At 64.2% G+C, this 24775-nt stretch carries 25 protein-coding genes; 17 read left to right on the top strand and 8 right to left on the bottom strand.

The window, feature by feature from the left end; translation table 11 throughout:
• Positions 1–8: 8 nt before the first annotated feature.
• From ACIPHN_RS04355 to ACIPHN_RS04340, 4 genes are all read left to right on the top strand, one after another.
• Positions 9–605, top strand: a complete 597-nt coding sequence (locus ACIPHN_RS04355) for a phosphoheptose isomerase (RefSeq protein ID WP_400433292.1) — start codon at positions 9–11, stop codon at positions 603–605.
• Positions 598–1257, top strand: a complete 660-nt coding sequence (locus tag ACIPHN_RS04350) for a BON domain-containing protein (protein WP_400433289.1) — start codon at positions 598–600, stop codon at positions 1255–1257. The genes ACIPHN_RS04355 and ACIPHN_RS04350 overlap by 8 nt, the downstream gene beginning before the upstream one ends.
• Positions 1258–1406: 149 nt before the next feature.
• Positions 1407–1934, top strand: a complete 528-nt coding sequence (locus ACIPHN_RS04345; protein WP_400433286.1) for a peroxiredoxin family protein — start codon at positions 1407–1409, stop codon at positions 1932–1934.
• Positions 1935–2134: 200 nt separating this feature from the next.
• Positions 2135–2632: a LapA family protein gene (locus tag ACIPHN_RS04340; protein WP_400433283.1), complete on the top strand. Its 498-nt coding sequence runs from the start codon at positions 2135–2137 to the stop codon at positions 2630–2632.
• An 86-nt stretch (positions 2633–2718) separates the two neighbouring features.
• Here the strand turns inward: ACIPHN_RS04340 and pyrE are convergent, their stop codons facing one another.
• Positions 2719–3378 carry an orotate phosphoribosyltransferase gene (gene pyrE, locus ACIPHN_RS04335; protein WP_400433280.1) on the bottom strand — a complete coding sequence of 220 codons (660 nt, stop codon included), beginning with the start codon at positions 3376–3378 and terminating at the stop codon, positions 2719–2721.
• A 166-nt stretch (positions 3379–3544) separates the two neighbouring features.
• On the opposite strand from pyrE, the gene ACIPHN_RS04330 reads away from it, so the two are divergent.
• Positions 3545–4321 (top strand): exodeoxyribonuclease III, encoded by a 777-nt coding sequence (locus tag ACIPHN_RS04330; protein ID WP_400433277.1) that lies wholly within the window; start codon positions 3545–3547, stop codon positions 4319–4321.
• Between the two features lie 215 nt (positions 4322–4536).
• Here ACIPHN_RS04330 and ACIPHN_RS04325 read toward each other — a convergent pair whose 3' ends face one another.
• The 3 genes from ACIPHN_RS04325 to dprA form a co-directional block, all read right to left on the bottom strand.
• A complete protein-coding gene (locus tag ACIPHN_RS04325) occupies positions 4537–7224 on the bottom strand; it encodes a DNA topoisomerase III (protein WP_400433275.1) in 2688 nt (895 codons plus the stop codon).
• A 346-nt stretch (positions 7225–7570) separates the two neighbouring features.
• Positions 7571–8047 carry a DUF494 family protein gene (locus tag ACIPHN_RS04320; protein WP_400433274.1) on the bottom strand — a complete coding sequence of 159 codons (477 nt, stop codon included), beginning with the start codon at positions 8045–8047 and terminating at the stop codon, positions 7571–7573.
• An 87-nt stretch (positions 8048–8134) separates the two neighbouring features.
• Positions 8135–9265 (bottom strand): DNA-processing protein DprA, encoded by a 1131-nt coding sequence (dprA, locus tag ACIPHN_RS04315; RefSeq protein WP_400433273.1) that lies wholly within the window; start codon positions 9263–9265, stop codon positions 8135–8137.
• Positions 9266–9538: 273 nt separating this feature from the next.
• Between dprA and def the strand changes: the two genes are divergently transcribed.
• A complete protein-coding gene (gene def, locus ACIPHN_RS04310; protein ID WP_400433270.1) occupies positions 9539–10057 on the top strand; it encodes a peptide deformylase in 519 nt (172 codons plus the stop codon).
• 95 nt (positions 10058–10152) lie between these two features.
• Here the strand turns inward: def and ACIPHN_RS04305 are convergent, their stop codons facing one another.
• Entirely contained in the window at positions 10153–11217 is a 1065-nt protein-coding gene (locus ACIPHN_RS04305) for an MBL fold metallo-hydrolase (protein WP_400433267.1), read from the bottom strand.
• A gap of 177 nt (positions 11218–11394) precedes the next feature.
• Here ACIPHN_RS04305 and ACIPHN_RS04300 point away from each other — a divergent pair, with 177 nt between their 5' ends.
• The 9 genes from ACIPHN_RS04300 to ACIPHN_RS04260 all read left to right on the top strand — a co-directional run bounded on the left by ACIPHN_RS04300 (position 11395) and on the right by ACIPHN_RS04260 (position 20447).
• On the top strand, positions 11395–11823 hold the full coding sequence (locus tag ACIPHN_RS04300; RefSeq protein ID WP_400433265.1) for a MerR family DNA-binding transcriptional regulator: 429 nt from the start codon (positions 11395–11397) through the stop codon (positions 11821–11823).
• Between the two features lie 105 nt (positions 11824–11928).
• Positions 11929–13113 carry an isovaleryl-CoA dehydrogenase gene (locus ACIPHN_RS04295; protein WP_400433262.1) on the top strand — a complete coding sequence of 395 codons (1185 nt, stop codon included), beginning with the start codon at positions 11929–11931 and terminating at the stop codon, positions 13111–13113.
• 37 nt (positions 13114–13150) lie between these two features.
• Positions 13151–13753, top strand: a complete 603-nt coding sequence (locus ACIPHN_RS04290; protein WP_400433259.1) for a 2-hydroxychromene-2-carboxylate isomerase — start codon at positions 13151–13153, stop codon at positions 13751–13753.
• Entirely contained in the window at positions 13753–14169 is a 417-nt protein-coding gene (locus tag ACIPHN_RS04285) for a YchJ family protein (protein WP_400433256.1), read from the top strand. The genes ACIPHN_RS04290 and ACIPHN_RS04285 overlap by 1 nt, the downstream gene beginning before the upstream one ends.
• A gap of 58 nt (positions 14170–14227) precedes the next feature.
• On the top strand, positions 14228–15862 hold the full coding sequence (locus tag ACIPHN_RS04280) for a carboxyl transferase domain-containing protein (protein ID WP_400433254.1): 1635 nt from the start codon (positions 14228–14230) through the stop codon (positions 15860–15862).
• Between the two features lie 22 nt (positions 15863–15884).
• On the top strand, positions 15885–17930 hold the full coding sequence (locus tag ACIPHN_RS04275; RefSeq protein ID WP_400433251.1) for an acetyl/propionyl/methylcrotonyl-CoA carboxylase subunit alpha: 2046 nt from the start codon (positions 15885–15887) through the stop codon (positions 17928–17930).
• A 9-nt stretch (positions 17931–17939) separates the two neighbouring features.
• A complete protein-coding gene (locus tag ACIPHN_RS04270; RefSeq protein ID WP_400433250.1) occupies positions 17940–18869 on the top strand; it encodes an MBL fold metallo-hydrolase in 930 nt (309 codons plus the stop codon).
• An 88-nt stretch (positions 18870–18957) separates the two neighbouring features.
• On the top strand, positions 18958–19467 hold the full coding sequence (locus tag ACIPHN_RS04265; protein WP_400433247.1) for a YbaK/EbsC family protein: 510 nt from the start codon (positions 18958–18960) through the stop codon (positions 19465–19467).
• Between the two features lie 71 nt (positions 19468–19538).
• Entirely contained in the window at positions 19539–20447 is a 909-nt protein-coding gene (locus ACIPHN_RS04260; RefSeq protein WP_400433244.1) for a hydroxymethylglutaryl-CoA lyase, read from the top strand.
• A gap of 121 nt (positions 20448–20568) precedes the next feature.
• On the opposite strand, the gene ACIPHN_RS04255 is transcribed toward ACIPHN_RS04260, so the two are convergent.
• Entirely contained in the window at positions 20569–20724 is a 156-nt protein-coding gene (locus ACIPHN_RS04255) for a hypothetical protein (protein ID WP_400433241.1), read from the bottom strand.
• A gap of 302 nt (positions 20725–21026) precedes the next feature.
• Here ACIPHN_RS04255 and ACIPHN_RS04250 point away from each other — a divergent pair, with 302 nt between their 5' ends.
• A complete protein-coding gene (locus tag ACIPHN_RS04250; protein WP_400433238.1) occupies positions 21027–22001 on the top strand; it encodes an NAD(P)H-dependent flavin oxidoreductase in 975 nt (324 codons plus the stop codon).
• A 376-nt stretch (positions 22002–22377) separates the two neighbouring features.
• Positions 22378–22647, top strand: a complete 270-nt coding sequence (locus ACIPHN_RS04245; RefSeq protein WP_400433235.1) for a hypothetical protein — start codon at positions 22378–22380, stop codon at positions 22645–22647.
• 32 nt (positions 22648–22679) lie between these two features.
• On the opposite strand, the gene ACIPHN_RS04240 is transcribed toward ACIPHN_RS04245, so the two are convergent.
• Entirely contained in the window at positions 22680–23375 is a 696-nt protein-coding gene (locus tag ACIPHN_RS04240) for an alpha/beta fold hydrolase (protein ID WP_400433232.1), read from the bottom strand.
• Positions 23376–23429: 54 nt separating this feature from the next.
• On the bottom strand, positions 23430–24590 hold the full coding sequence (locus ACIPHN_RS04235; RefSeq protein WP_400433229.1) for an MFS transporter: 1161 nt from the start codon (positions 24588–24590) through the stop codon (positions 23430–23432).
• Between the last annotated feature and the right edge of the window lie 185 nt (positions 24591–24775).

Genomic DNA, 24775 nt, shown 5'->3' with positions numbered 1-24775 from the left:
CAGGCACTATGACAAATCCCCGCATCCTCGCCCATTTCCAGGAAAGCGCCGAGCTGAAGATCAAGGCCGCCAGCGTACTGGCGCAACCGATCGAGCAAGCCATTGAACTTATGTTCAATGCGCTGTCGAATGGCAACAAGATCCTTGCCTGTGGCAATGGCGGATCGGCCGCCGACAGCCAGCACTTCGCGGCCGAACTGGTCGGTCGCTTCGAGCGCGAGCGCCTGCCGCTGCCGGCCCTGGCATTGACCACCGATACCTCCATCCTCACCGCAGTCGGCAACGACTACAGCTACCAGGAGATCTTCTCGAAGCAGGTGCAGGCCTTCGGCCAGGCGGGCGATGTGCTGCTGGCCTTCTCCACCTCGGGCAATTCGGGCAACATCCTGGCGGCCATCGAAGTGGCCCACGAACGCGACATGCGCGTGGTGGCACTGACCGGCAAGGGTGGTGGCAAGATCGGCAAGGTCTTGAATGACGCCGATGTGCATATCTGCGTGCCGCATGACCGTACCGCGCGCATCCAGGAAGTGCATCTGGTGACCCTGCACTGCATTTGCGACGGCATCGACGTCGCGCTTTTTGGAGATGATGCGAATGAGTGATACTCGATCGTTGTTGACACGGATGCGCCGCCCCCTGGCGGCCGTGGCCCTGGGCGGCATGGTTGCCCTGAGCCTGCAGGGCTGTTTCGCGGTGTTCGCCGGCGGTGCGCTGGCCACCACCTTCGCAGCCACCGACCGCCGTACCCTGGGCGCGCAAACGGAAGACAAATCGATCGTGGTCAAGGGCGAAGCCAGCATCCCCGATGTGGTGGCCGCCGGCTCCCACGTCAACGTGACGGCCTTCAACCGCAAGGTCCTGCTGTCCGGCGAAGTGCCTGACGAAGCCTCCAAGGCCGCCGCCGAACGCGAAGCCAAGGCCATCCAGAACGTCGACACGGTGTACAACGAACTGGCGGTGATGCCGGCGTCGAGCTTCTCCTCGCGCTCCAGCGACGCCCTCATCACCAGCAAGGTCCTGGCCAGCCTGGTGGATGACAAGACGCTCTATTCCAGCGCCTTCAAGATCACCACCGAGCGCGGCATCGTCTACATGCTGGGCCGGGTCACGCAGCGCGAAGGCCAGCGTGCGGCACAGATCACCAGCGGCATCTCGGGCGTGAACAAGGTCGTGACCCTGTTCGAATACATCACCGAGGAAGAACTGAAGGAATACCAGCGCAAGCCGGCCAGCGAGAACAAGGCGACCAGCTGAATGCAGGGTTCGCCCTGGCAAGCCTGATGCAAGTCAAACCGCCGGCCTGTCCGGCGGTTTTCACATCCGGCCAGGCCCCGCAGGAATCGGCCGGGAGGTCTATAATGGCCGGATCAGCCCGGGGCATCGCCCCCCAATCGGAGTTTCCCATGCAAGCACAGGCAAGCGCTCCCAGGAGCAGCCTCATGATCAAGCTGGCCGCCGTCGTGGTGGTGGCCGCCGTGGCCGCCTTCACCTATTTCAAGGTCAATGCCGGCAACGCCGCGCCCGACGTCACCTTCACCAAGCTCGATGGCCAGCGCGTGGCCCTCAAGGATTTGCGCGGCAAGGTGGTGATGGTCAATTTCTGGGCCACCAGCTGCACCACCTGCGTGGGTGAAATGCCGCAGATGATCGAGACCTACAACAAGTTCAAGGACCGTGGCCTGGACTTCGTGGCCGTGGCCATGAGCTATGACCCGCCCAACTACGTGCTGAACTACACCGAAACCCGCAAGCTGCCCTTCCAGGTCGCCCTGGACCCGCAGGACACGCTGGCCAAGGCCTTCGGCGACGTCAAGCTGACCCCGACCACCTTCGTCATCGGCAAGGATGGCAACATCATCAAGCGCTATGTCGGTGAGCCGCAATTCGCCGAATTGCACCAGTTGCTGGAAAAGGCCCTGGCTGCGGCGTGAGCCGACACCAGAAAACTTCCCTTCTGACATCAAAAGCCGGCGCCATGCCGGCTTTTTTTCGTCTGGCGCACACGGATGCCGACTTTCCTGTTTGCCAACTACGAGGAACATCCCTCGTCTCCCCACAGTCCAACTGTTTCAACTTGATGTGACGACAAGTTCACCGGCACCGTGCCGGGAACAGACAACAGGAGGCTGCAATGAGACTACGGACCATTTTCCTGATCGTGCTGCTGGCGCTGGTCGCCCTCTTCGCCACGGTGAACTGGACGGCCTTCACGGCACCGACCACGCTGTCGCTGATCTACACCGATTTCCAGGCCCCGCTGGGCATGGTCATGCTGGGCGTGGTGGTGATGCTGACGGCCTTCTTCCTGCTCTACATCCTGGCCTTGCAAACCAGCGTGATGCTGGAAAGCCGGCGCCTGACCAAGCAGCTCGACGCCCAGCGCGAGCTGGCCGACCAGGCTGAACACTCCCGCTTCAACGACTTGCGCGCCTATCTCAAGATCGAACTGGAGCACCTGCAGCGCCGCCAGATCGAGCAGCAAACCCTGCTGGCGCAGCGCCTGGACAACTTGCAGCGCGATCTCCACCTGCGGGTGGAGCAGACCGAAAATGCCGTGGCGGCCCAGGTCGGCGAACTCGATGACCGCCTGCAGCGGCAAGGGGCGCGCAGCATCACCGAACCGCTCTGACGCGCGATCTGCGCCAATGAAAAAGGCCGCATCCACGAAGATGCGGCCTTTAGACCGACGTTGACGACAGTCAGGACATCAGACCATCAGACACCGTAACGCGTGCGATACGCCGCCACCGCATCCTTGTGCTGGGTCAGGCGGGCATCCCCGCCGTTGGAGATGTACTCGAACAGGTCGTTGAGGTTGCCGATCGAGATGACCGGCATGTCGTATTCGCGCGCCACTTCCTGCACCGCCGACAGTTCGGAGAGTGCGCCATCCTTGCCCGAGCGCTCCATGCGGTCCAGCGCGATCAGCACCGCGCAGGGCGTGGCACCGGCGGCGCGGATCATGTCCACCGATTCACGCACCGAGGTACCGGCCGAGATCACGTCGTCGATGATGACCACCTTGCCCTGCAGCTTGGCGCCGACGATGGTGCCGCCTTCGCCGTGGTCCTTGGCTTCCTTGCGGTTGAAGGCGAAAGGCACGTTGCGGCCCATACCGGCCAGCGCCACGGCGGTGGCGGAGGCCAGGGTGATGCCCTTGTAGGCGGGGCCGAACAGCATGTCGTATTCGACGCCTGAATCCTGCAGCGTCTGGGCATAGAAGCGGGCCACCTGGGCCAGCGTCGCGCCTTCGTTGAACAGGCCAGCGTTGAAGAAGTAAGGCGAGGTACGGCCCGCCTTGGTGATGAATTCGCCAAAGCGCAGCACGCCGGCCGATACCGCGAATTCAATGAATTCCTGTCTCAAGTTGCTCACAATGCATTTCCCGGGAAGAGTCAAAACGGAAGGCGCCGGCGGCAAGCGCTTGCCCGCGGGCAAGGTACAAGCGGCGGCAACGCCTTCATCTGGCCGACATTTTAAATGATTCGCCCTATCGGTTATGCTACCGGCCTTATCCAGCTGCAAGCAAACAGGACCGCACATGCCAAAAATCGTCTCCGCCAACCTCAACGGAATCCGCTCGGCCGCCAAGAAAGGCTTCTTCGACTGGCTGCAGAAGGAAGCGCCGGATTTCGTCTGCGTGCAGGAACTGAAGGCCCAGGCCGCCGACATGACCGAGGATTTCCTGGCCCCGGCCGGCTACGTCGGTCACTTCCACTACGCCCAGAAGAAGGGCTATTCCGGCGTGGGCGTCTATAGCCGCCGGCAGCCGGATTCGGTGCGCATCGGCTTCGGCAATAGCGAATTCGATGACGAAGGCCGCTACGTCGAATGCGATTACGGCGACCTGACCGTGATCTCCCTGTACGCGCCCTCGGGTTCCTCCAGCGACGAGCGCCAGCAAGCCAAGTTCCGCTTCATGGAAGTGTTCTTGCCGCACCTGATGGAGCTGGAAAAGAGTGGCCGCGAAGTCGTCATCTGCGGCGACTGGAACATCGCCCACAAGGAAATCGACCTGAAGAACTGGAAGAGCAACCAGAAGAACTCCGGCTTCCTGCCCGAAGAGCGCGCGTGGATGACGCAGATCTTCGACCAGCTGGGACTGGTGGACGTGTACCGCCGCCTGCATCCCGAGACCACCGGCGAAGCCTATACCTGGTGGAGCAATCGCGGCCAGGCCTGGGCCAACAACGTCGGGTGGCGCATCGACTACCACGTCGCCACCCCCGGCATCGCCGCCAAGGCCGCCAGTGCGGCGATCTACAAGGAGCAGCGTTTTTCGGATCATGCGCCGCTGACGGTGGTGTACGGCGACTGAACAAACGCTAAAAAATCTCCCTCCCACCGTTCGGGCTGAGTAGCGGCGCAGCCGCGTATCGAAGACGCAGCGGCCGTTGCGACGGCGAGTCTTCGATACGGCCCTGACGGGCCTACTCAGTCCGAACGGGAGATAGGTAGCGAACCATCCGTCAAAACACAAAGCCCCCGCACTTCACAGTGCGAGGGCTTTTTAACGTCTGCCGACAGCAAAAATCAGGCGTCCGGTGCCGCTGCCTTCTTCGGCGTGGCCTTGCGCAGTGCCGGCTTCTTGGCCGCTGCTGGCTTGGCTGCCGCCTTGGTCTTGGTGGTCTTGGTGGCCGTAGTCTTGGCCGCCGTCTTCTTGGCAGCTGGCTTGGCAACCGCTTCATCAGCACCATCACCGGCTTCGGCTGCCGCCGCCTTGCCCTTGGCGGGCGCCTTGGCCTTGCGTTCCTCGAACTCGAAGCTGATCTTGCCATCCTTGCCGCGTACCAGGAAGGCCTTGAAAGGCCGGCGGGTACGCTGCGAGATGAAGCCCGGCAGCAGGTCGGTCTTGCCCTCGTTCAAGAGCTTGGCCATCTGCTCGGGCAGGATCTCCTGCTGCAGGATGATGCGGCTGCTGCGGAAGTCGCAGGCCTTGGGCTTGGCCACGGTCTTTTCGCAGACATAGGCCAGGCCCATCTCGTAGACACCGCTGCTGCACTTGGGGCAGGCGCCCAGCGGCGTCTGCTCGCTGAAGTCCACCGGCTCGCCACCCTCGCCATCGGCCTGGTCCTGGCCGAAGTCGAATTCCAGCTTGAAGTTCTTGATCTCTTCGTCGCGCGAAATCTTCAGGATGGCCGCGAACGGACGGCCCATCTTGGAGCGGAATCCCTGCAGCGGGCCGATGGTACGGTTCAGCAGCAGTTCTTCCACTTCGGCGATCTCGAACTGGCGGCCACCCGGCACCTTGCTCATCGAGAATTCGCACTTGGTGCAGGCGAAGCGACGATAGTTTTCCTTCACCACGCCACCGCAATTGGGGCAGGGCGTATGCAGGGTCGCATAGTCGCCGGGGATGGTGTCGTTGTCGTATTCCTTGGCACGCTTGACGATGATCTGGGTCATCTGCGCGATCTCGCGCATGAACTCGTCGCGGCTGATCTTGCCGCGTTCCATCTGGGCCAGCTTGTGTTCCCACTCGCCGGTCAGCTCCGGTTCGGTCAATTCATCCACGCCCAGGCCATGCAGCAGCGTCATCAGCTGGAAGGCCTTGGCGGTGGGCATCATCTCGCGGCCTTCGCGCAGCAGGTACTTTTCGTTGAGCAGGCCTTCGATGATGGCCGCGCGCGTGGCTGGCGTGCCCAGGCCCTTGCCGGCCATGGCTTCGCGCAGCTCGTCGGAATCCACCAGCTTGCCGGCGCCTTCCATGGCCGACAGCAGCGTGGCTTCGGTGTAGCGGGCCGGCGGCTTGGTGACCAGGCCGTTGGCGGTGACCTTGTCGGTCTTGACCTTCTCGCCTGGAGCCACGGCCACCAGGTTGCCGCCGCCTTCCTTGTCCTTGTCGTCTTCCTCGACCTGCTTGCCGTAGATGGCCAGCCAGCCGGGGTTGATCATGACCTTGCCTTCGCTCTTGAACTGATGGCCCGACACTTCCGTGAAGCGGGTGGTCACCTGGAACTCGGCCGGCGGGAAGAACACCGCCATGAAACGGCGCGTCACCAGGTCATAGAGCTTCTGTTCCGGCTCCGACAGGTTCTTGGGCACCTGGGTGGTCGGGATGATGGCGAAGTGGTCGCTGATCTTGGTGTTGTCGAAGATGCGCTTGTTGGGCTTGACCCAGCCTTGCTTCAAGATCTGCTTGGAGAACTGGTGGTAGTTGTTGTTCTCCGCCAGCGCCTCCATGGTGTCCTTGACCGTAGCGATGTAGTCCTCGGGCAGGTGACGCGAGTCGGTACGCGGATAGGTCAGCACCTTGTGCTTTTCATACAGCGCCTGGGCCAGGCCCAGGGTGTTCTTGGCCGAGAAGCCGAAGCGCGAGTTGGCCTCGCGCTGCAGGCTGGTCAGGTCGAACAGGCCCGGCGACATCTGCGTGGTCGGCTTGGATTCCTCGGTGACATTGCCCTGCTTGTCGCGGCAGGCGGCCACGATGGAATCGGCGGCGGCACGGCTCCACAGGCGCTCGGGGCGCTTCTCGGGGTCGTTCTCGTCCTTCTTGTGACCCTTGTCCAGCCAGCGGCCCTTGTAGATGCCGGCAGCGCAGACGAACTCGGCATGCACTTCCCAGTAGTCGCGCGAGACGAACTTCTTGATCTTCTCTTCACGCTCCACCACGATGGACAGGGTCGGCGTCTGCACGCGCCCCACGGTGGTGAGGTAGAAGCCGCCTTCCTTCGAATTGAAGGCGGTCATGGCGCGGGTGCCGTTGATGCCGATCAGCCAGTCGGCCTCGCTGCGGCAGCGGGCGGCATTGGCCAGGGGCATCATCTCGTCATCCTCGCGCAGATGGGCGAAGCCCTCGCGGATGGCACCCGGCGTCATCGACTGCAGCCAGAGGCGCTTCACCGGCTGCTTGGCCTTGGTGTACTGGGCGATGAGGCGGAAGATCAGTTCTCCTTCGCGGCCCGCGTCACATGCGTTGATGAGGGTGGTCACATCCTTGCGCTTGATCAGCTTGGAGAGCACCTTCAGGCGCGACTCGGTCTTGGCGATCGGGTTCAGGGCAAAGTGCGGGGGGATCATCGGCAGGTGGGTGAAGCTCCACTTGCCGCGCTTGACGTCGTATTCCTCAGGGACTGCAATTTCCAGCAGGTGACCGACGGCCGATGACAGGATGTACTCGTCGGATTCGAAATACTCATCGTGCTTGGTGAAGCCGCCGAGCGTCTTCGCGATGTCATTCGCGACAGAGGGCTTCTCGGCAATGATGAGGGTCTTGCTCATAAGTAGTGGTCTCGATTGTGAGAGGTCGATTGCTGGCGCATTCCAGGACAGCGTCCTTGCCCATCTGGGGCCGGGATGTCCCGAAACAACACCATGTCACCCCAGGCGCGGCGGCGGCAACTGCCTGCCGGCGTTTCATTGCCTGTGGACAACGGAATTTTTATATAGTAGCCAATATCGGGCCAATGCGGGGGAATGATAAGCGTGATGCAAATGAAACGGCAAGCACAAGGGCTTGCCGTCTTGGTGTTTCTGCCGCCTGGGCGGTGAATTCATGTGGATTGGACCGCTCCCGACCATGGCCAGGCCCCTCAACCTGGCAGGTCGGCGCCAACGCCCGGCTGCCTCAGTGCAACAGGCGCGGTTCGGCGTCTTCGTCGTCGAGGAACAATTCCTCGAACATCAGGCCATCCGGCTCCTTGCCCTGGCTCCACAGGACCATCAGCACGATGACCTTGAGCTTCTCCAGCCCGACAGGGGCTTCACCGGCGGCCAGCGCGCGCTCGACGACGATCTCGCGCTGGATGGGGTCGAGCATCTTGGCCGACTCCAGGAACTGGATGAAGCCGATGGCTTCCACGCCCAGCACATCGCTCTCCTGGCGCGCGTAGATACGGGTACCGAAGGAGAAGGCGGTCTGGCGGGGGTAATTGTCGGCGAATTCGTGATTGGCGACTTCCAGATCCGTCAGCCATCCGAGTGCCTGGGAGATTTCATCTTCTTCGAAACCGATCGCCGACAGCTTCTTGACCAGGGCCTCCGGTTCGGGGCAGGCATCGGGGCGATAGTAGGTTTCGTACAGGTAAACGAGGACATCAAACATGGGCGTACTCTATCGCGAAGGTTATCAATGTACAAGTCAGCCAAGTCCAGTATGGCAGGATTTGCCGGGCCGCGGGAATTAATTTCTTCACGCCAGACGCCGATATTGCGCACCCGGCAACAGCTCGATACGGCCCTCCAGTTCCAGTGTGAGCAATAAGCCTGCCAGGGCCGCCACATCAAGCTCGCAGCGGCTGGCCAGGGTATCGGCATCGACCGGATCATGGCCCATTGCCTGCAGGACAAGAGCACTTGCCGGATCGACATCGACAGCGGTGGCAGCAGCGGGCCTGGTTGCCATCGGGACAGCTTGCCTGCCTGCAAACTCATCGAGGATGTCCTGCGTGGTATCGACCAGCTTGGCGCCCTGGCGGATCAACTGGTGGCAGCCCTTGGCCAGCGGCGAATGGATGGAGCCGGGTATGGCAAACACATCGCGCCCCTGCTCGGCGGCCATGCGGGCGGTGATCAGCGACCCCGACTGCGCCGCCGCCTCCACCACCAGCACCGCCCGCGACAGGCCCGAGATCAGCCGGTTGCGCCGCGGGAAGTTGGCCGCCAGCGGCGGCGTCCCCAGCGGATACTCGCTGACGATGCAGCCCTGCTCGGCGATGCGTTGCGCCAGGGCGCGGTGGCGCAGCGGGTAGTCGATATCGATGCCGGTACCGATCACGGCCACGGTCGAACCGGCGCCACGCAAGCCGCCTTCATGGGCGGCCGCGTCGATGCCCAGCGCCAGGCCGGAGACGATGGTCAGCCCGGCCCGGCTGAGCTCTTCCGAAAAACGTGCCGCATGCGCCACACCCTGCGCGGTAGCGTTGCGGCTGCCGACCACGGCCAGCGCCTCACCGCACAACCAGGCCGCATTGCCGCGCAGATACAGCAAGGGCGGCGGGTCGGGAATCTGCAACAGTGCAGGAGGATAGTGCGCATCGGCCAGCGTGACGATGGACTGCCCCGGCACCTGCAGCCAGGCCAGCGTGGCCGCGATGCGCGCCTGCTGACGCGGCACCAGCGGCTTGCGCAGGGCTGCTGCGATGGCCGGCCCCACCACGGCGGCCAGCTCCTGGTGACTGGCTCGCCAGATCCGCCCTGGCAAACCGAACACCGCCAGCAGGCGGCGCACGCTGGCCGGCCCTACGCCCTCGGCCAGGGACAGCCAGGCGGCGGAGCTGGCCGGGTCATCATCATCAGGTTCAACTGGCGGGCGGTAGTCCATGTTCTCGTGCAGCGCTCACCGGCTGTCGGCGCGGCTTTCCGGGAGACGCGAGCAACGCTGTGATACACTTTTTCATCTTGATCGGGAAAAACGGGCGGTGGTCACGCGACAATCCCGTCGACCAGGAGGCTGATTCTGCCCCGGTCGCGCTTGAAGCACCGCAACCTGGCCGCATTTAACAGGCAATCCCGAAACGAATTTCCCGGCAGCTCGACAAATGACGAGCTCCGAACCACCCTGCTCCACAGAACACGATTTCCGAGAATTCCACGTATGGCCCAGCTCAACATCCTCCGTTACCCCGATCCACGCCTGCACAAGGTCGCCCAGCCCGTCACCGTCTTCGACGAGCGCATCAGGACACTGGTGGCCGACATGGCCGAGACCATGTACGCCGCGCCCGGCGTGGGCCTGGCCGCCACCCAGGTGGATGTGCATGAGCAGGTGGTGGTGATCGACGTGTCGGATGAGGGCAAGAGCCTGCAGGTCTTCATCAACCCCGAGATCCTCTGGGCCAGCGAGGAAAAGCGCGTCTACGACGAAGGCTGCCTGTCGGTGCCCGGTATCTACGACGGAGTGGAACGCCCGGCCCGCGTGAAGGTGCGCGCCTTCGACGCCGACGGCAAGGCCTTCGAGCTCGAGGCCGACGATCTGCTGGCGGTCTGCATCCAGCACGAGATGGATCACCTCAAGGGCAAGGTCTTCGTTGAATACCTGTCGCCGTTGAAGCGCAACCGCATCAAGACCAAGTTGCAGAAGGAAGAGCGCGAGCTCAAGAAGAAGGCGGGCTGAGCCAGCTTTACATTCCTGCCTGGCATGCCTCTCACGCATGCGAAAACGCCGGCCCGGGTTTCCCCGGCCGGCGTTTTTTCATGGGCGCTGCATACTCAGATCGCCACGAACCGATACACCCCATCCTCCCCCACCACCCGCTTCACCACACCGTCATACCAGAGCTTGTGCAGGTGCGCGACGGCTTCGCCCAGGGCGAAGGAAAGCTGGTGCGTGTCCAGCGGGCGCTTGAACATCACCGGCAGGATATCCACGCCCGATTGCGGCGTGGCGCAGGCTTCCAGCACTTCGGCCAGGCGCAGGCGGTGATGGTCGTTCAACTGCTCGATACGCGTATGCAGGCCACGGAAAGGCTTGCCGTGCGACGGCAGTACCAGGGCGTCGGCCGGCAGGTGGCCGTATTTCTGCAGGGAATCCAGGTACTGCTGCACCGGGTTGCTCTCCGGCTCGATGGCAAACACCGAGACATTGGTGGAGATGCGCGGCAACACCATATCGCCCGAGATCAGCACATTGGCCTGCCGGCAATACAGCGACACATGCTCGGGTGAATGGCCGAAGCCGGTGATGATCTCCCAGTCACGCCCGCCAATGCGCACCGCGTGACCATCCTGCAAGCGCCAGTACGCGCGCGGCACACGTGGCACCAGGTCCTGGTAATAGGTGTTGCGGCCCTGCAGGGTCGCAATGGTCTCGGGATCGACCAGGCCATGACGCTGGAAATGCGGTGTCGCCGCCGTCCCCTCGGCGCCCGGCAAGGCGGCTGACATCACGCGTGCGAAGGCGTAGTCACCGGTACTCATCAGCAGCGGTACCTGCCAGCGCTGGCACAGCCAGTCGGCCAGCCCGACATGGTCGGGGTGGCAGTGCGTGACCAGCACGCGCACGATGGGTAGGCCCTGCAATTCCTCGGCGAAGAGGATTTCCCAGGCCTGGCGGGTTTCGTCGGTGGCGATGCCGCAATCGACCACGGTCCAGCCGCGCTGCCGGCCCTGCGGCGTCTCGACTTCATCTTCCAGCAGCCACAGGTTGATATGGTTCAGCGCAAACGGCAGCCCCATGCGCAGCCAGCGCACGCCGGGTGCGACTTCCATGGTGCGACCGGTGTCGGGCAGGGTGTCGCCGAAGACGTAATCGAGCTGGGATTCAAGTGCATTCATCTGGGTAATCAGTGAGCCTGGCCAAGGAAACGAAGGGAGATGCACGCTGTCGCCGGCATTGCTCCAGCGACAACGAAAAACGAACAGTCTAGCGCATGCTGCATTTTCCGCTGGACGGGAAGGCACAATATACTTTACGTTAACGTAAAGTACCAGCCCGACCATCCTGACACGTCCATGCCCACCTACACCATCACCGAACTGGCTGAGGAATTCGCGATCACGCCCCGCGCGATCCGTTTCTATGAAGACCACGGCATCCTGAACCCCAAGCGCGAAGGCGTGGGCGGGCGGCATCGCGTGTATCCGGCGCGCGAGCGCACGCGCCTGAAACTGACCCTGCGCGGCAAGCGCCTGGGCTTCACGCTCTCGGAGATCAAGGACCTGATCGACATGTACGAATCGCCCAAGGATACGCAACCGCAGCTGCAGCGCTTCCTGGGCCTGTTGCAGACCCACCGCGAAAAACTGGAGCAGCAGCGCGAAGACCTGGAACTGACCCTGTCCGAAATCGCCGCCCACGAAGAAGAGTGCCGGCAACTGCTCGTCGAGGGCAAACCGAAGGCGGCAGGCACCAAGGCACGACGCAAGAGCGTAGCGGCATAACGCTCAGGAACAGGCGCTTGCTTGACGCTAACGTCAAGCAACTCCAACGTATCAAAAAACCAGAACAAGCAAGCATTCGAGACATCACCCAACGAGGAGACAACGATGATCCACCTGCCAGGACTGAGCTTCGACCACGGAGAAGATATCGCCGCACTGCGCGAAGCAGTGGCTGCCTTTGCGCAAGCCGAGATCGCCCCGCGCGCGGCCGAGATCGATCGCAGCGACCAGTTCCCCATGGACCTGTGGAAGAAGATGGGCGAGCTGGGCGTGCTGGGCATCACCGCCAGCGAGCAATACGGTGGCGCCGGCCTGGGCTACCTGGCCCACATCGTGGCGATGGAAGAAATCTCGCGCGCCTCGGCCTCGGTGGGCCTGTCCTATGGCGCGCACTCCAACCTGTGCGTGAACCAGATCAAGCGCAACGGCAACGAGGCGCAGAAGCAGAAGTACCTGCCCAGGCTGATCTCGGGCGAGCATGTCGGCGCCCTGGCCATGTCCGAACCCAATGCCGGTTCCGACGTGGTGAGCATGAAGCTGCGCGCCGACAAGAAGGGCGACCGCTATGTGCTCAACGGCAGCAAGATGTGGATCACCAACGGGCCGGACGCCAATGTGCTGGTGGTCTATGCCAAGACCGACCTGGAGGCCGGCGCGCGCGGCATGACCGCCTTCCTGGTGGAGAAGGGCTACAAGGGTTTCTCGGTGGCGCAGAAGCTGGACAAGCTCGGCATGCGCGGCTCGCACACGGGCGAGCTGGTGTTCCAGGATTGCGAAGTCCCCGAGGAGAATGTACTGGGCGGCATCGGCCGTGGCGTCAATGTGCTCATGTCGGGACTGGACTTCGAACGCACCGTGCTCTCCGGCGGTCCGCTGGGCATCATGCAGGCCTGCATGGATGTGGTGCTGCCCTACGTGCACGACCGCAAGCAATTCGGCCAGGCCATCGGCGAGTTCCAGCTGATGCAGGGCAAGCTGGCCGACATGTATTCGACCATGATGGCTTGCAAGGCCTACGTCTACGCCGTGGGCCAGGCCTGTGACCGCGCCGACTCGCCCGAGAAGGTGCGCGCGCTGCGCAAGGACGCCGCCGGCGCCATCCTGTACTCGGCCGAGAAGGCCACCTGGATGGCCGGCGAGGCGATCCAGACGCTGGGCGGCAATGGCTACATCAATGAATATCCGGTCGGCCGCCTGTGGCGCGACGCCAAGCTCTACGAGATCGGCGCCGGCACCAGCGAGATCCGCCGCATGCTGATCGGCCGCGAACTGTTCGCCGATACGCTCTGAACACGCCCTCCCTTTTTCAACAATACGACTTCCCATCATGAGCACACCCATCGAGTTCTACTTCGACTTCAGCTCGCCCTACGGCTACTTCGCCGCCGTCGAGATCGACCAGCTGGCCGCACGCCATGGCCGCAGCGTGAACTGGCATCCCATCCTGCTGGGGCCGATCTTCAAGGCACTGGGGACCAATTCGCTGGTCAACATCCCGGTCAAGGGTGATTACTCCAGACACGACATGGTGCGCACCGCGCGCTTCCACAACATTTTCTATCAACCGCCCAGCAACTTCCCCATCGGCAGCCAGGTCGCCGCACGCGCCGCGCTATGGGTGCAGTCCACCCAGCCGGCCAAGGCAGTGGATCTGATCAAGACCCTCTACAGCGCCTACTTCACCGAGGACATCGACATCAGCGTGGTCGAGCACGTGCTGCGCATCGCCGCCGATCTCGGCATCGATCGTGATGCCCTGCAGGCCGCGCTGGAGTCGCAGGAACTCAAGGACCAGCTGCGCCAGGCCACCGAGGCGGCGGGCAAGGCCGGCGTGTTCGGCTCGCCCTTCATGATCGTGGACGGCGAATCCTTCTGGGGCTTCGACCGCTTTGCCCAGCTGGACGCATTTCTCAAGAACGGAAAGATCTGATGAGCAACAAGAAAGACAAGGCTGGCCCCTGCCCCTGTGGCCAGCCCAGCTTCGACAAATGCTGTGGCCGCTTCATCAGCGGCGCACAGGTGCCGGCCACGGCGGACCTGCTGATGCGCTCGCGCTACAGCGCCTATGCGCTGCGCGACGAAGCCTATCTGCGCGCCACCTGGTTCCCCGAGACACTGCCGGAGGAAGAACTCACCAGCGAGACCGACGTCAAGTGGATCGGCCTAGAGATCAAGAAGCACCAGCACGCGGCCGGCAGTGATACCGCCACGGTCGAATTCGTGGCGCGCTTCAAGGTCGGGGGCAAGGCCCACCGCATGCAAGAGATCAGCAACTTCGTGCGCCAGCCGGATGGCGAGGGACAGATGCGCTGGTACTACGTGGACGGCAGCTTCCCCGAAGGCTGAGGTTTTCTGCACCACGGCGCCACAACAAGAAACTAAAACAGAGAGACGAGAGACCACCATGCCGCAGATTGAAAGCAAGCTCAACCCGCGCAGTGACGAGTTCCAGCACAACCGCGAAGCCATGCAGCGCATCGTCGATGACCTGCGCGAGAAGGTCGCTGCCATCGCCGAAGGCGGTGGCCAGGCCGCGCGCGAGAAGCACCTGGCGCGCGGCAAGCTGCTGCCGCGTGACCGCGTGCAGATGCTGCTGGATCCCGGCACGCCCTTCCTGGAGTTCTCGCAGTTGGCCGCCTACGGCATGTACCGCGAGAAGGACCGCGACGGCAACATGAAGGATGCCGCGCCCTCGGGCGGCATCATCACCGGCATCGGTCGCGTGGCCGGGCTGGAGTGCGTGATCGTCTGCAACGATGCCACCGTCAAGGGCGGCACCTATTACCCGATGACGGCCAAGAAGCACCTGCGCGCACAAGAGATCGCCGAGTTCAATCACCTGCCCTGCATCTACCTGGTCGACAGTGGCGGCGCCAACCTGCCCAACCAGGATGAGGTCTTCCCCGATCGCGATCACTTCGGCCGCATCTTCTTCAACCAGGCCAACATGTCGGCCAAGGGGATCGCGCAGATCGCCGTGGTGATGGGTTCCTGCACGGCAGGCGGCGCCTACGTACCGGCCATGAGCGATGAGTCCATCATCGTCAAGGAACAGGCCACCATCTTCCTGGCCGGCCCGCCGCTGGTGAAGGCCGCCACCGGCGAAGTGGTGACGGCCGAGGAACTGGGCGGTGGCGACGTCCATACGCGCCTGTCGGGCGTGGCCGATCACCTGGCCCAGGACGACACCCATGCACTGGCGATTGCCCGCAACATCGTCGGCCATCTCAACCGCAGCAAGCCGCCGCAGCTGGCGCTGCGCGAGAGCGTGGAGCCGAAGTACCCGACCCACGAACTGTATGGCGTCATCCCTACCGACACCCGCAAACCCTTCGACGTGCGCGAAGTGATTGCCCGCATCGTCGATGGCAGCGACTTCGACGAATTCAAGGCGCGCTACGGCACCACCCTGGTGTGCGGCTTTGCGCACCTGCACGGCATGCCGGTGGGCATCGTGGCCAACAACGGCATCCTGTTCTCGGAGGCGGCCGAGAAGGGCACGCACTTCATCGAGCTGTGCTGCCAGCGCAAGATCCCGCTGATCTTCCTGCAGAACATCACCGGCTTCATGGTCGGCAAGAAATATGAAAACGAGGGCATCGCCCGCCATGGTGCCAAGATGGTCACCGCCGTCTCCACGGCCAAGGTCCCCAAGCTGACCGTGATCATCGGTGGCAGCTTCGGCGCCGGCAACTATGGCATGTGCGGCCGCGCGTTCTCGCCGCGCTTCCTGTGGATGTGGCCCAATGCGCGCATCTCGGTGATGGGCGGCGAGCAGGCCGCCAGCGTGCTGGCCACTGTCAAGCGCGATGGCATCGAGGCCCGCGGCGGCAGCTGGAGCGCCGACGAGGAAACCGCCTTCAAGGAGCCCATCCGCGCCCAGTACGAAGCCCAGGGCCATCCCTACTACGCCTCGGCACGCCTGTGGGATGACGGCGTGATCGACCCCGCCGATACCCGCCAGGTGCTGGCACTGGGACTGTCGGCGGCCCTGAACGCCCCCATTGAAGAGACCAAGTTCGGCGTGTTCCGCATCTGAACCACGCCACGGAGGAGACACCATGTTCAGCAAGATCCTGATCGCCAATCGCGGCGAAATCGCCTGCCGCGTGGCGGCCACCGCACGTCGCCTGGGCATTGCCACGGTGGCCGTGTATTCCGATGCCGATGCGCGCGCCAAGCATGTCGCGGCCTGCGATGAAAACGTGCATCTGGGCTCGGCACCGGCCAAGGAAAGTTACCTGTGCGGCGACAAGATCATCGCCGCCGCCCTGGCCACCGGCGCACAAGCCATCCATCCCGGCTATGGCTTCCTCTCGGAGAACGCCGAGTTCGCCCAGGCCTGCGCCGATGCCGGCCTGGTCTTCATCGGCCCGCCGGCCTCGGCCATTCGCGCCATGGGCTCCAAGTCGGCCGCCAAGGCACTGATGGAAACGGCGGCCGTGCCGCTGGTACCGGGCTATCACGGCGAACGCCAGGAGAGCGACTTCCTGCGCGGCGAAGCCGACCGCATCGGCTATCCGGTGCTGCTCAAGGCCAGTGCCGGTGGCGGTGGCAAGGGCATGCGCGTAGTCGAGCGCTCGGAAGATTTCGTGGCGGCCCTGGCCTCCTGCAAGCGCGAGGCCATCTCCAGTTTTGGTGACGACCGCGTGCTGGTGGAAAAATACCTGACCCGCCCGCGCCATATCGAGATCCAGGTCTTCGCCGATGCCCACGGCCATTACGTCTACCTGTTCGAACGCGATTGCTCGGTGCAGCGTCGTCACCAGAAAGTGCTGGAAGAAGCCCCGGCTCCCGGCCTGAGCGCTGAACGCCGCGCCGCCATGGGTGAAGCGGCGGTGGCCGCCGCGCGCGCGGTCGGCTACGTGGGTGCGGGTACGGTGGAATTCATCGCCGACTACAGTCATGGCGAGGGTGGCAGTTTCTATTTCATGGAAATGAATACGCGCCTGCAGGTCGAGCATCCGGTCACCGAGATGATCACCGGCCTGGATCTGGTGGAATGGCAATTGCGCGTGGCCGCCGGCCAGACCCTGCCACTGCAGCAGAATGCCTTGCGCATCCACGGCCACGCCATCGAGGCGCGCATCTATGCGGAGAACCCGGAGAAGGGCTTCCTGCCCTCCATCGGCACGCTGGCGCGCATGCGCAGTGCGACGGCGGTGGAGTTCCAGCTGGGCCAGGGACACGCAGGCCAGCCGGCGCAGGTGCGCATCGATTCGGGCGTGCGTGAGGGCGATGCCATCTCGCCCTTCTATGATCCGATGATCGCCAAGCTCATCGTCTGGGGCGCCGACCGCGATGCCGCCCTGCGCAACATGGCGCGTGCGCTGGCGCAGTACCAGGTGGTCGGCCTGGCCACCAACATCGGCTTCCTGCAACGGCTGGTGGCCGGCAGTGCCTTCTCCGGCGCCGACCTCGATACCGGCCTGATCGAACGCCATCGCGATACCCTCTTCCCGCCAGCGTCCGCTCCCGCCATCGATACACTGGCCCTGGCAACGGCGGCGCTGCTGCAGGAAGAACTGCAGGCCTCCCCGGCCTCCCCGACCTCCCGCTGCGCCGATCCCTGGGCCAGCACCAGCGGCTGGCGACTCAACATGCGGCTGCTGCGCACGCTCACGCTGGAGAACGAGGCCGGGCCGACCACGCTGCAGATCGACTATGCCGGCGATGGCCGCCACTGGACCCTGCATATCGATGGCCAGGCCCATGCCCTGCAGATCGATGCCGCCCATGACAATCGCCTGCAGATCAATCTCGATGGCCGCAACCTGCAAGCCGATGTGGTGCGCGAGGGCGAGTGGCTGCATGTGTTCGGCCAGCAGGGACAACGCAGCCTGCGCCATGTCGACCCGATGGCCCATGCCGGCCACAGCGAAGCCGAGGGTGGCCGCCTGACCGCGCCCATGCCCGGCAAGATCGTCGCGCTGCTGGTGCAGAAGGGCGCCAGCGTGGCACAAGGTGCGCCACTGCTGATCATGGAGGCGATGAAGATGGAACACACCATCGCCGCCCCCGCGGCCGGCACCGTCGAGGACCTGCTCTACGCGGTCGGCGACCAGGTCGCCGAGGGCGCGCAGTTGCTGGAATTCAAGGCCGCCTGAGCCGGAGCGATGAACGCCCCCGCGCTCAGGATCGCCCCGTCCATCCATGTGCTGGAACGGGGCTGGCTCTCCTCCAACAACGTGCTGCTGTTCGGCCGCGACGAAGTGGCGATGATCGACAGCGGCTACGTCGCCCATGCCGAGCAGACGCAGACGCTGGTGCGCCACGTGCTGGCACAGCGCGGTCGCACGCGCTTGGACCTGCTGGTCAACACCCACCTGCATTCCGACCATTGCGGTGGCAATGCCGCGCTGCAGGCCGAGCACGATTGCCGCATCGCCATCCCCGCCGCCGAAGCAGAGAAAGTGCGCCGCTGGGATGAAGCCGCGCTGAGCTATCGCGCCACCGGCCAGCGTTGCCCGCGCTTTTCCCATACGCAGACCCTGCGTAGCGGCGAGGTCATGCGCCTGGGTGACCTGGACTGGCAGGTACTGGCCGCGCCCGGCCATGATCCGCATTCGCTGCTGTTCTACTGCGCGCAGGAAGGCGTGCTGATCTCCGCCGATGCGCTGTGGCGCAATGGCTTTGGCATCATCTTCCCCGAGCTCGATGGCGAATCCGGTTTCGAGGAAGCCCGCGCCACGCTGGAGCTGATCCGCACGCTGGACGTGCGCATCGTCATCCCCGGCCATGGCGCGCCTTTCCATGAGGTCGAGGATGCACTGGCGAAGGCCTTTTCGCGACTTGATTACCTGCAGGCCGACCCGCTGCGCAACGCCCACAATGGCATCAAGGTCCTGGTGAAGTTCCTGCTGCTGGATCGGGGCCGCATCCCGCTGGTGGAGTTGCCGGCGATGATGCGCGAGATCCCCTTGCTGCGCATCACCAATGAGCGCTTCATGCAGATGGACGAAGATGCCCTGGCACGCTGGTGCGTGACGCAACTGGAGAAGGCCGGCGCGGCGCGCAGCGATGGCGTCTTCCTGCTGGATAGCTGAGCCCCGGCCAGTGCCGTCCTGGTGCCTGAAGCACGACAGGCATGCTGTTATCATTTCCTGCTTGAGCCACTGTCCCGCCTGACCCACGATGAACGATACCGCCCCCACCCTGCCCTCTTCCGCCCAACGCGTGGCCGACCTGCTCTCCAGCATGGGCCACGACCAGCCGGTGGTGATGCTGCCCTCGACCGGCCGCACCTCGGCCGAGGCTGCCGCCGCTGTCGGTTGCAGTGTGGCCGAGATCGCCAAGTCCATCATCTTCCGCCGCCTGGCCGACGATGCGCCGGTGCTGGTGATCGCCAGCGGCGGCAACCGCGTCGATGAATCCAAGGTGACGGCACTGGTCGGCCCGCTGGGCAAGGCCGACGCCAAGTTCGTGCGCGAGAAGACCGGCTATGCCATCGGTGGCGTCTGCCCGGTGGGCCATGTGGTCGAGCCGGTGATGCTGATCGACCGCGACCTGTTCAACTTCGACAGCGTCTGGGCCGCCGCCGGCCACCCGCATGCGCTGTTCAGCCTGACCGCCACGCAACTGGAACAGATGACCGGCGGTACGGTGGCCGACGTGCGCCAGGACAGCGTCCCGGCAGCCGGCTGATCGTATTTGCCGCCATCACAATCAAGCAACAATCAACAACCCTACCATCCCAGCAAACGGAGACTAGCCAGATGAGCCTGCCCAGGAAAGTGAAGATCGTCGAAGTCGGCCCGCGAGACGGCCTGCAGAACGAAAAGCAAACCATCCCCGCCGAGGTCAAGATCGAGCTGGTCAACCGTCTGTCGGCGGCGGGCTTCCCCAATGTCGAGGCGGCCTCCTTCGTCTCGCCCAAGTGGGTGCCGCAGATGGCGACCTCCACCGAGGTCATGCATGGCATCACGCGCAAACCCGGCGTGGTCTACTCGGCGCTGGTGCCCAACATGAAGGGCTTCGAAGCCGCACTGGAGGCGGGCGTGGATGAGGTGGTGATCTTTGGCGCGGCCTCCGAGGCCTTCTCGCAGAAGAACATCAACTGCTCCATCGCCGAATCCATCGCCCGCTTCGCCGACGTGGCCCGCGCCGCCAAGGCGCATCACAAGCGCCTGCGCGCGGCCGTCAGCTGTGCCTTCGGTTGCCCCTACCAGGGCGAGGTGCCGCTGGATGCCGTGGCCGACGTGGTGCGACGCTTCCGCGAACTGGGCTGCGACGAGATCGACATCGCCGACACCATCGGCGTGGCCACCCCCGACAAGGTCAGGCCGGTGATGGAAACGGCGATCCGCGAATTCCATATCGAGGGCCTCTCCGGCCACTTCCACGATACCTATGGCCAGGCCCTGGCCAACATCTACGCCAGCCTGCAGACCGGCATCAGCATCTACCACGCCTCGGTGGCGGGCCTGGGCGGCTGCCCCTATGCCAAGGGCGCCACCGGCAACGTGGCCACCGAAGACGTGCTCTACATGATGCGCGGGCTGGGGATCGAGACCGGCGTGGATCTCGATGCGGTGGTGGAGGCCGGCCAGTTCATCTCCGAACAGCTGGGCCGCAAGTCGGTCAGCCGGGCCGGCAACGCGATCGCGGCCAAGCGCGCCGGCTGATTCCCGCCAAACAGGAAAATATCAGGATGCGCAAACGAACAACGCCGGGCAATGCCCGGCGTTGTGTCTTGTGGCGCCTGGATCTGCCGATGGGCACATCCGGGGCCGGTCGGTGTCCGACTCAGTGCTGGCGGAAGCGGCGCAGGCCGCGTACGTGCAGCTTGTCGGATTCGACGAGTGCCTTTTTCAGGGCGCGCTTGTGCAATACCGCGCCCACGATCAGGACGACAGCAGCAACGGCGATGATGATGATATTGACCAGATTGAAGCTTTGCATGACTCCCCCCTTGCAACAGCAGATGAAACAATGGAACGATGGAACGGTTGGAACGCGGGCCTGGCCCTTCCGGCCGGAACCGGATCCGCAGCTGGCCCCCGGTGGCGCACTGCGTGGCCTGCATGACACCAGGCTTATGGGAAAAATAGCACGATGTCTTGATTTGGACAGTAAATCATATAAATAATTTCCGGAATTTCCCATCCAAGCAACAAAAAGCACGACCGTAATATTTTGTCCTATAATCGCCAGACCACGGCGACTTCACGCCTTGACATAACGACAACCGACGAGAGACGACCATGCCCCACACCCCGGCTTACCCCAAAGCATTGCAAGATCTGCGCCTGCCTATCATCTGTTCGCCGATGTTCATCGCCAGCGGACCCGCCCTGGTGGCTGCCCAGTGCAAGGCCGGGCTGGTCGGATCGTTTCCTGCGCTCAACGCCCGCCCGGCCGAGCAGCTCGACGTCTGGCTCACGCAATTGCAGGCCGAGCTGGCCGAGTGGCAGCAGCTGCACCCCGAACGCAAGGTCGGGCCGATCGCGGTCAACCAGATCGTGCACCAGTCCAACGACCGCCTGGCGCAGGACGTGGCGGTATGCGTGAAGCACCAGGTGCCCATCATCATCTCCAGCCTGCGCGCGCCGCCCAAGGAGATGCTGGACGCCGTGCACAGCTACGGCGGCATCGTGCTGCACGACGTGATCTCGATCCGCCATGCCGAGAAGGCGCTGGAAGCCGGCGTCGACGGCCTCATCCTGGTGGCCGCCGGCGCGGGTGGGCATGCCGGCCCGCTGTCACCCTTCGCACTGGTGGGTGAAGTGCGCAAGATGTTCAAGGGACCGCTGGCGCTCTCCGGGGCGATTGCCACCGGCGACGCCGTGCTGGCCGCACAGGCCATGGGCGCCGACTTCGCCTACATGGGTTCGCGCTGGCTGGCCACGCGCGAGTCCAACGTCGAGGAGGCGTATCGCCAGGCCATCGTGGAGTCGAACGCGGCCGATGTGGTCTACACCAACCTCTTCACCGGCGTGCATGGCAACTACCTGAAGAAATCCATCGTCAACGCCGGCCTCGATCCGGACAACCTGCCCGAAGCCGACAAGACCAAGATGAACTTCGGCTCCGGCGGTGGCAGCAAGGCCAAGGCCTGGCGCGATATCTGGGGCGCCGGCCAGGGTGTGGGCCTGATGGAAGACGTCCCCACGGTGGCCGAGATGACGGACCGGTTGGAAGCCGAGTACCGCGCCGCGCGCGCGCGCCTGGCCCTGTAACACCAGCCCGGTCTCGGCCCTGCCCGACAGGCCGGAATGAAAGAGGCGGATCTTTACAAGATCCGCCTTTCTTTTTTTGTGCAGCGATGCACCAGCATGAGGGAACGTGCCCCGCCAGGAGGCATCCAAATCTGCACGTCATCCCGGCCCGCTAGGGGCCATACGGCGCCTGCAGCGCTCCTTGTGCGAATTGTCCGTCGGACAATTTCCTATTTTTCAGCGTGATTTGTAACGGGCGGCACTTCTGTGGCCGGGTTCGGTCGTACCTGTTCGCTTCGAGCCTTCGCAGGCGCAACGGTGGTGCGATCGCCACGTTGATGCAGCTACCCGCCCTGCGACAAAGAAGAGCCATGACATTTGATGCGAGGACCCCACCATGACCAGTTTTCTCCGCACCCGGAAAGATCGCCATCCCAAGCATGAGAAGCCACGCCTGCCGCACGAGCAGGACCAGAACCCGGACCGCCAGGAGGCCGCCCGCAGCGGCCATGCCCCCGACCGCAAGCCTATCCACCAGGCCTATGACGATCTCCGCCAGGGCCAGGTCGATACCGACCTGCGCGGCACCGGCGGGATCGACGAGATCAACAAGGGCAGCGGCGCGCGCGCGGCCGGGGCGCCTCGCAAGGCCAGGGACGGCGCCTGATCGCCTGGCTGGGCGGATGGACTGGGTCAGGCTCAGTGGCGCGACTGAGCGATCCAGTCCGATATCAATGTAAATAATTCACGCGGCTTTTCCATCGGCGTCATGTGACCGCAGTCACGGACGATCTCCAGGCGCGCCTGGGTGATCTGCTGCGCCATCTCCTCGGACTCTTCCACGCTGCGCAGCTTGTCCTGGTCGCTGGCCACGATGAGCACCGGGCAACGTAACTGCTGCAGGTCTTCGGCATTGCTGTCCCGCAAGGTCTGGAGCTGGCGCAGGAACACTTCCTTGCCATTGGACAGCGCCATTGCCTGCAATCGATCCAGCAGCACGCGGTCGGTACTGAGCGCCGGATGCAGCGACGAGGCCAGGGCGCGCGAGGTCAGGCCCTTGAAGGGCGTGCGCTGCGCCAGTTCGATCTGGGCGCGCGTACCCAGCGATTCGCGCTCGGTCTGCGGGCGCGAAGAAGTATTGAGCAGGGCCAGCGCCTGCACCCGCTCGGGCGCCTTCAGCGCCACCGCCTGGGCCACGAAGCCCCCCATCGAAAAACCTAACAAGAAGAAACGTTCCGGCGCCTGCCGCAGCACGGCATCGGCCATGGCCTGGATGCCGATGTCCTGGCCGATGTCGCCAAAGCTCAGCTCGCCAAGGGTGGCGAGATCGTCGCGCATGTCGTCCCACAGATGTTCGTTGAGCATGAAGCCCGGCAGCAGGACCAGGTTACGCATGATGGTGTTCTCCCTTGCAGCGTTGTACGGAAATGATGACAGTCTGGCAGGCCGTTATTGCAGCCACTGCGCGCGCCGGCTGGAAGCGGCCATTGCCAGGCACAGCACGCCCAGCAAGGCCAGTGCCGCCTGCAGGCCCCAGCCGTGGGCCAGGAAGCCGAACACCGGCGGACCGATCAGGCTGCCGCTATAGCCCAGCGTCGCCACCGCCGCCAGCGCGGTCGAGCCATGTCGGCCGGCGGCGCTGAAGACGAAGGGAAACACCGCCGCCACCCCGATACCGGCGATGGCGAAGCCGAGGATGGCCGGCGCCATGCTGCCCGAGGCCACCGCCAGGGCGATACCGCCGCTGGCCACCAGGGTCCCCACCGAGACCACGCGACGGGCATCGTAGCGCGCCTTGAGGCCATCGCCGATCATGCGCACCACCAGCATCATGCCGGCGAAGGCGGCATAGGCCAGGGGCGTGGCACCATCGCTGGCACCGATATGGTCCTTCATGTAGATGCCGCTCCAGTCGGCCACCGACCCCTCGACGATGGCGCCGCAAAATGCGATCACGCCCAGCACCACCAGATGGCCATGCGGCAGCACAAAGAGCTGGCGCTCGGGATCGTGCTCGGGGCGGTCGTCCGGCATGGCCTGGTAGGCCGCATACAGAGGCCAGACAAAGAGCGCCGACAGCAGCAGGAAGTGCCAGACCGGCGCCACGCCCAGGCCGGCCACGCCGCTGGCCACCAGCGCCCCGGAGAAGGTCCCCACGCAGAACCAACCATGCAGCATGGACATGATGGGCCGCCCGGCATCGCGTTCGGCCTGCGCGCCCAGCGCATTGATGGCCACGTCGAAGCAGCTGGAGGCCGCGCCATAGCAGGTACACACCGCCATCAGCGACCACAGCCCCGGGGCCAGGCCCAGCAGCGGCAGCGACACCAGCAGGGCCAGCCCGGAATAGAGCGTGCTGTGGCGGGCGCCATAGTGACCGGTGATCCAGGCCGCCAGCGGGAAGGAACCGACCGCCCCAATGCCGCCACACAACAACACCAGCGCCAGCGTGGCCGCATCCAGTTGCAGGTGGTCACGGATGGCCGGGATACGCGCCGCCCAGGTCGCAAAGACCATGCCCAGCAAGAGGAAGAACAGCGGAATGGCGATCCGGCGCCACCAGCGGCGCAGCGGGGATGGGGAAGCGGAAGTGAAAAGCTCGGTTGTCATTAGGGTGTCAGGAATGTAAACTGCCCGGTACTCACGCCAATCCAGGAATGAGTCTCAGTATTGAGCATTGCAACCGCTATTATCCGACAACCGGGAAGGGTGCATGAACATGCGCCTGTCGGGGCGACTGCGGTGACGGGCTGCCATGAGACGGCAGCCATGCCAGGAGGTTCATGGCGGGCCAC

This window comes from Herbaspirillum sp. NPDC087042 (genome assembly GCF_044745245.1).
GTDB lineage: Bacteria > Pseudomonadota > Gammaproteobacteria > Burkholderiales > Burkholderiaceae_D > Herbaspirillum.
This window is presented reverse-complemented; position numbering and strand designations above follow the sequence as displayed.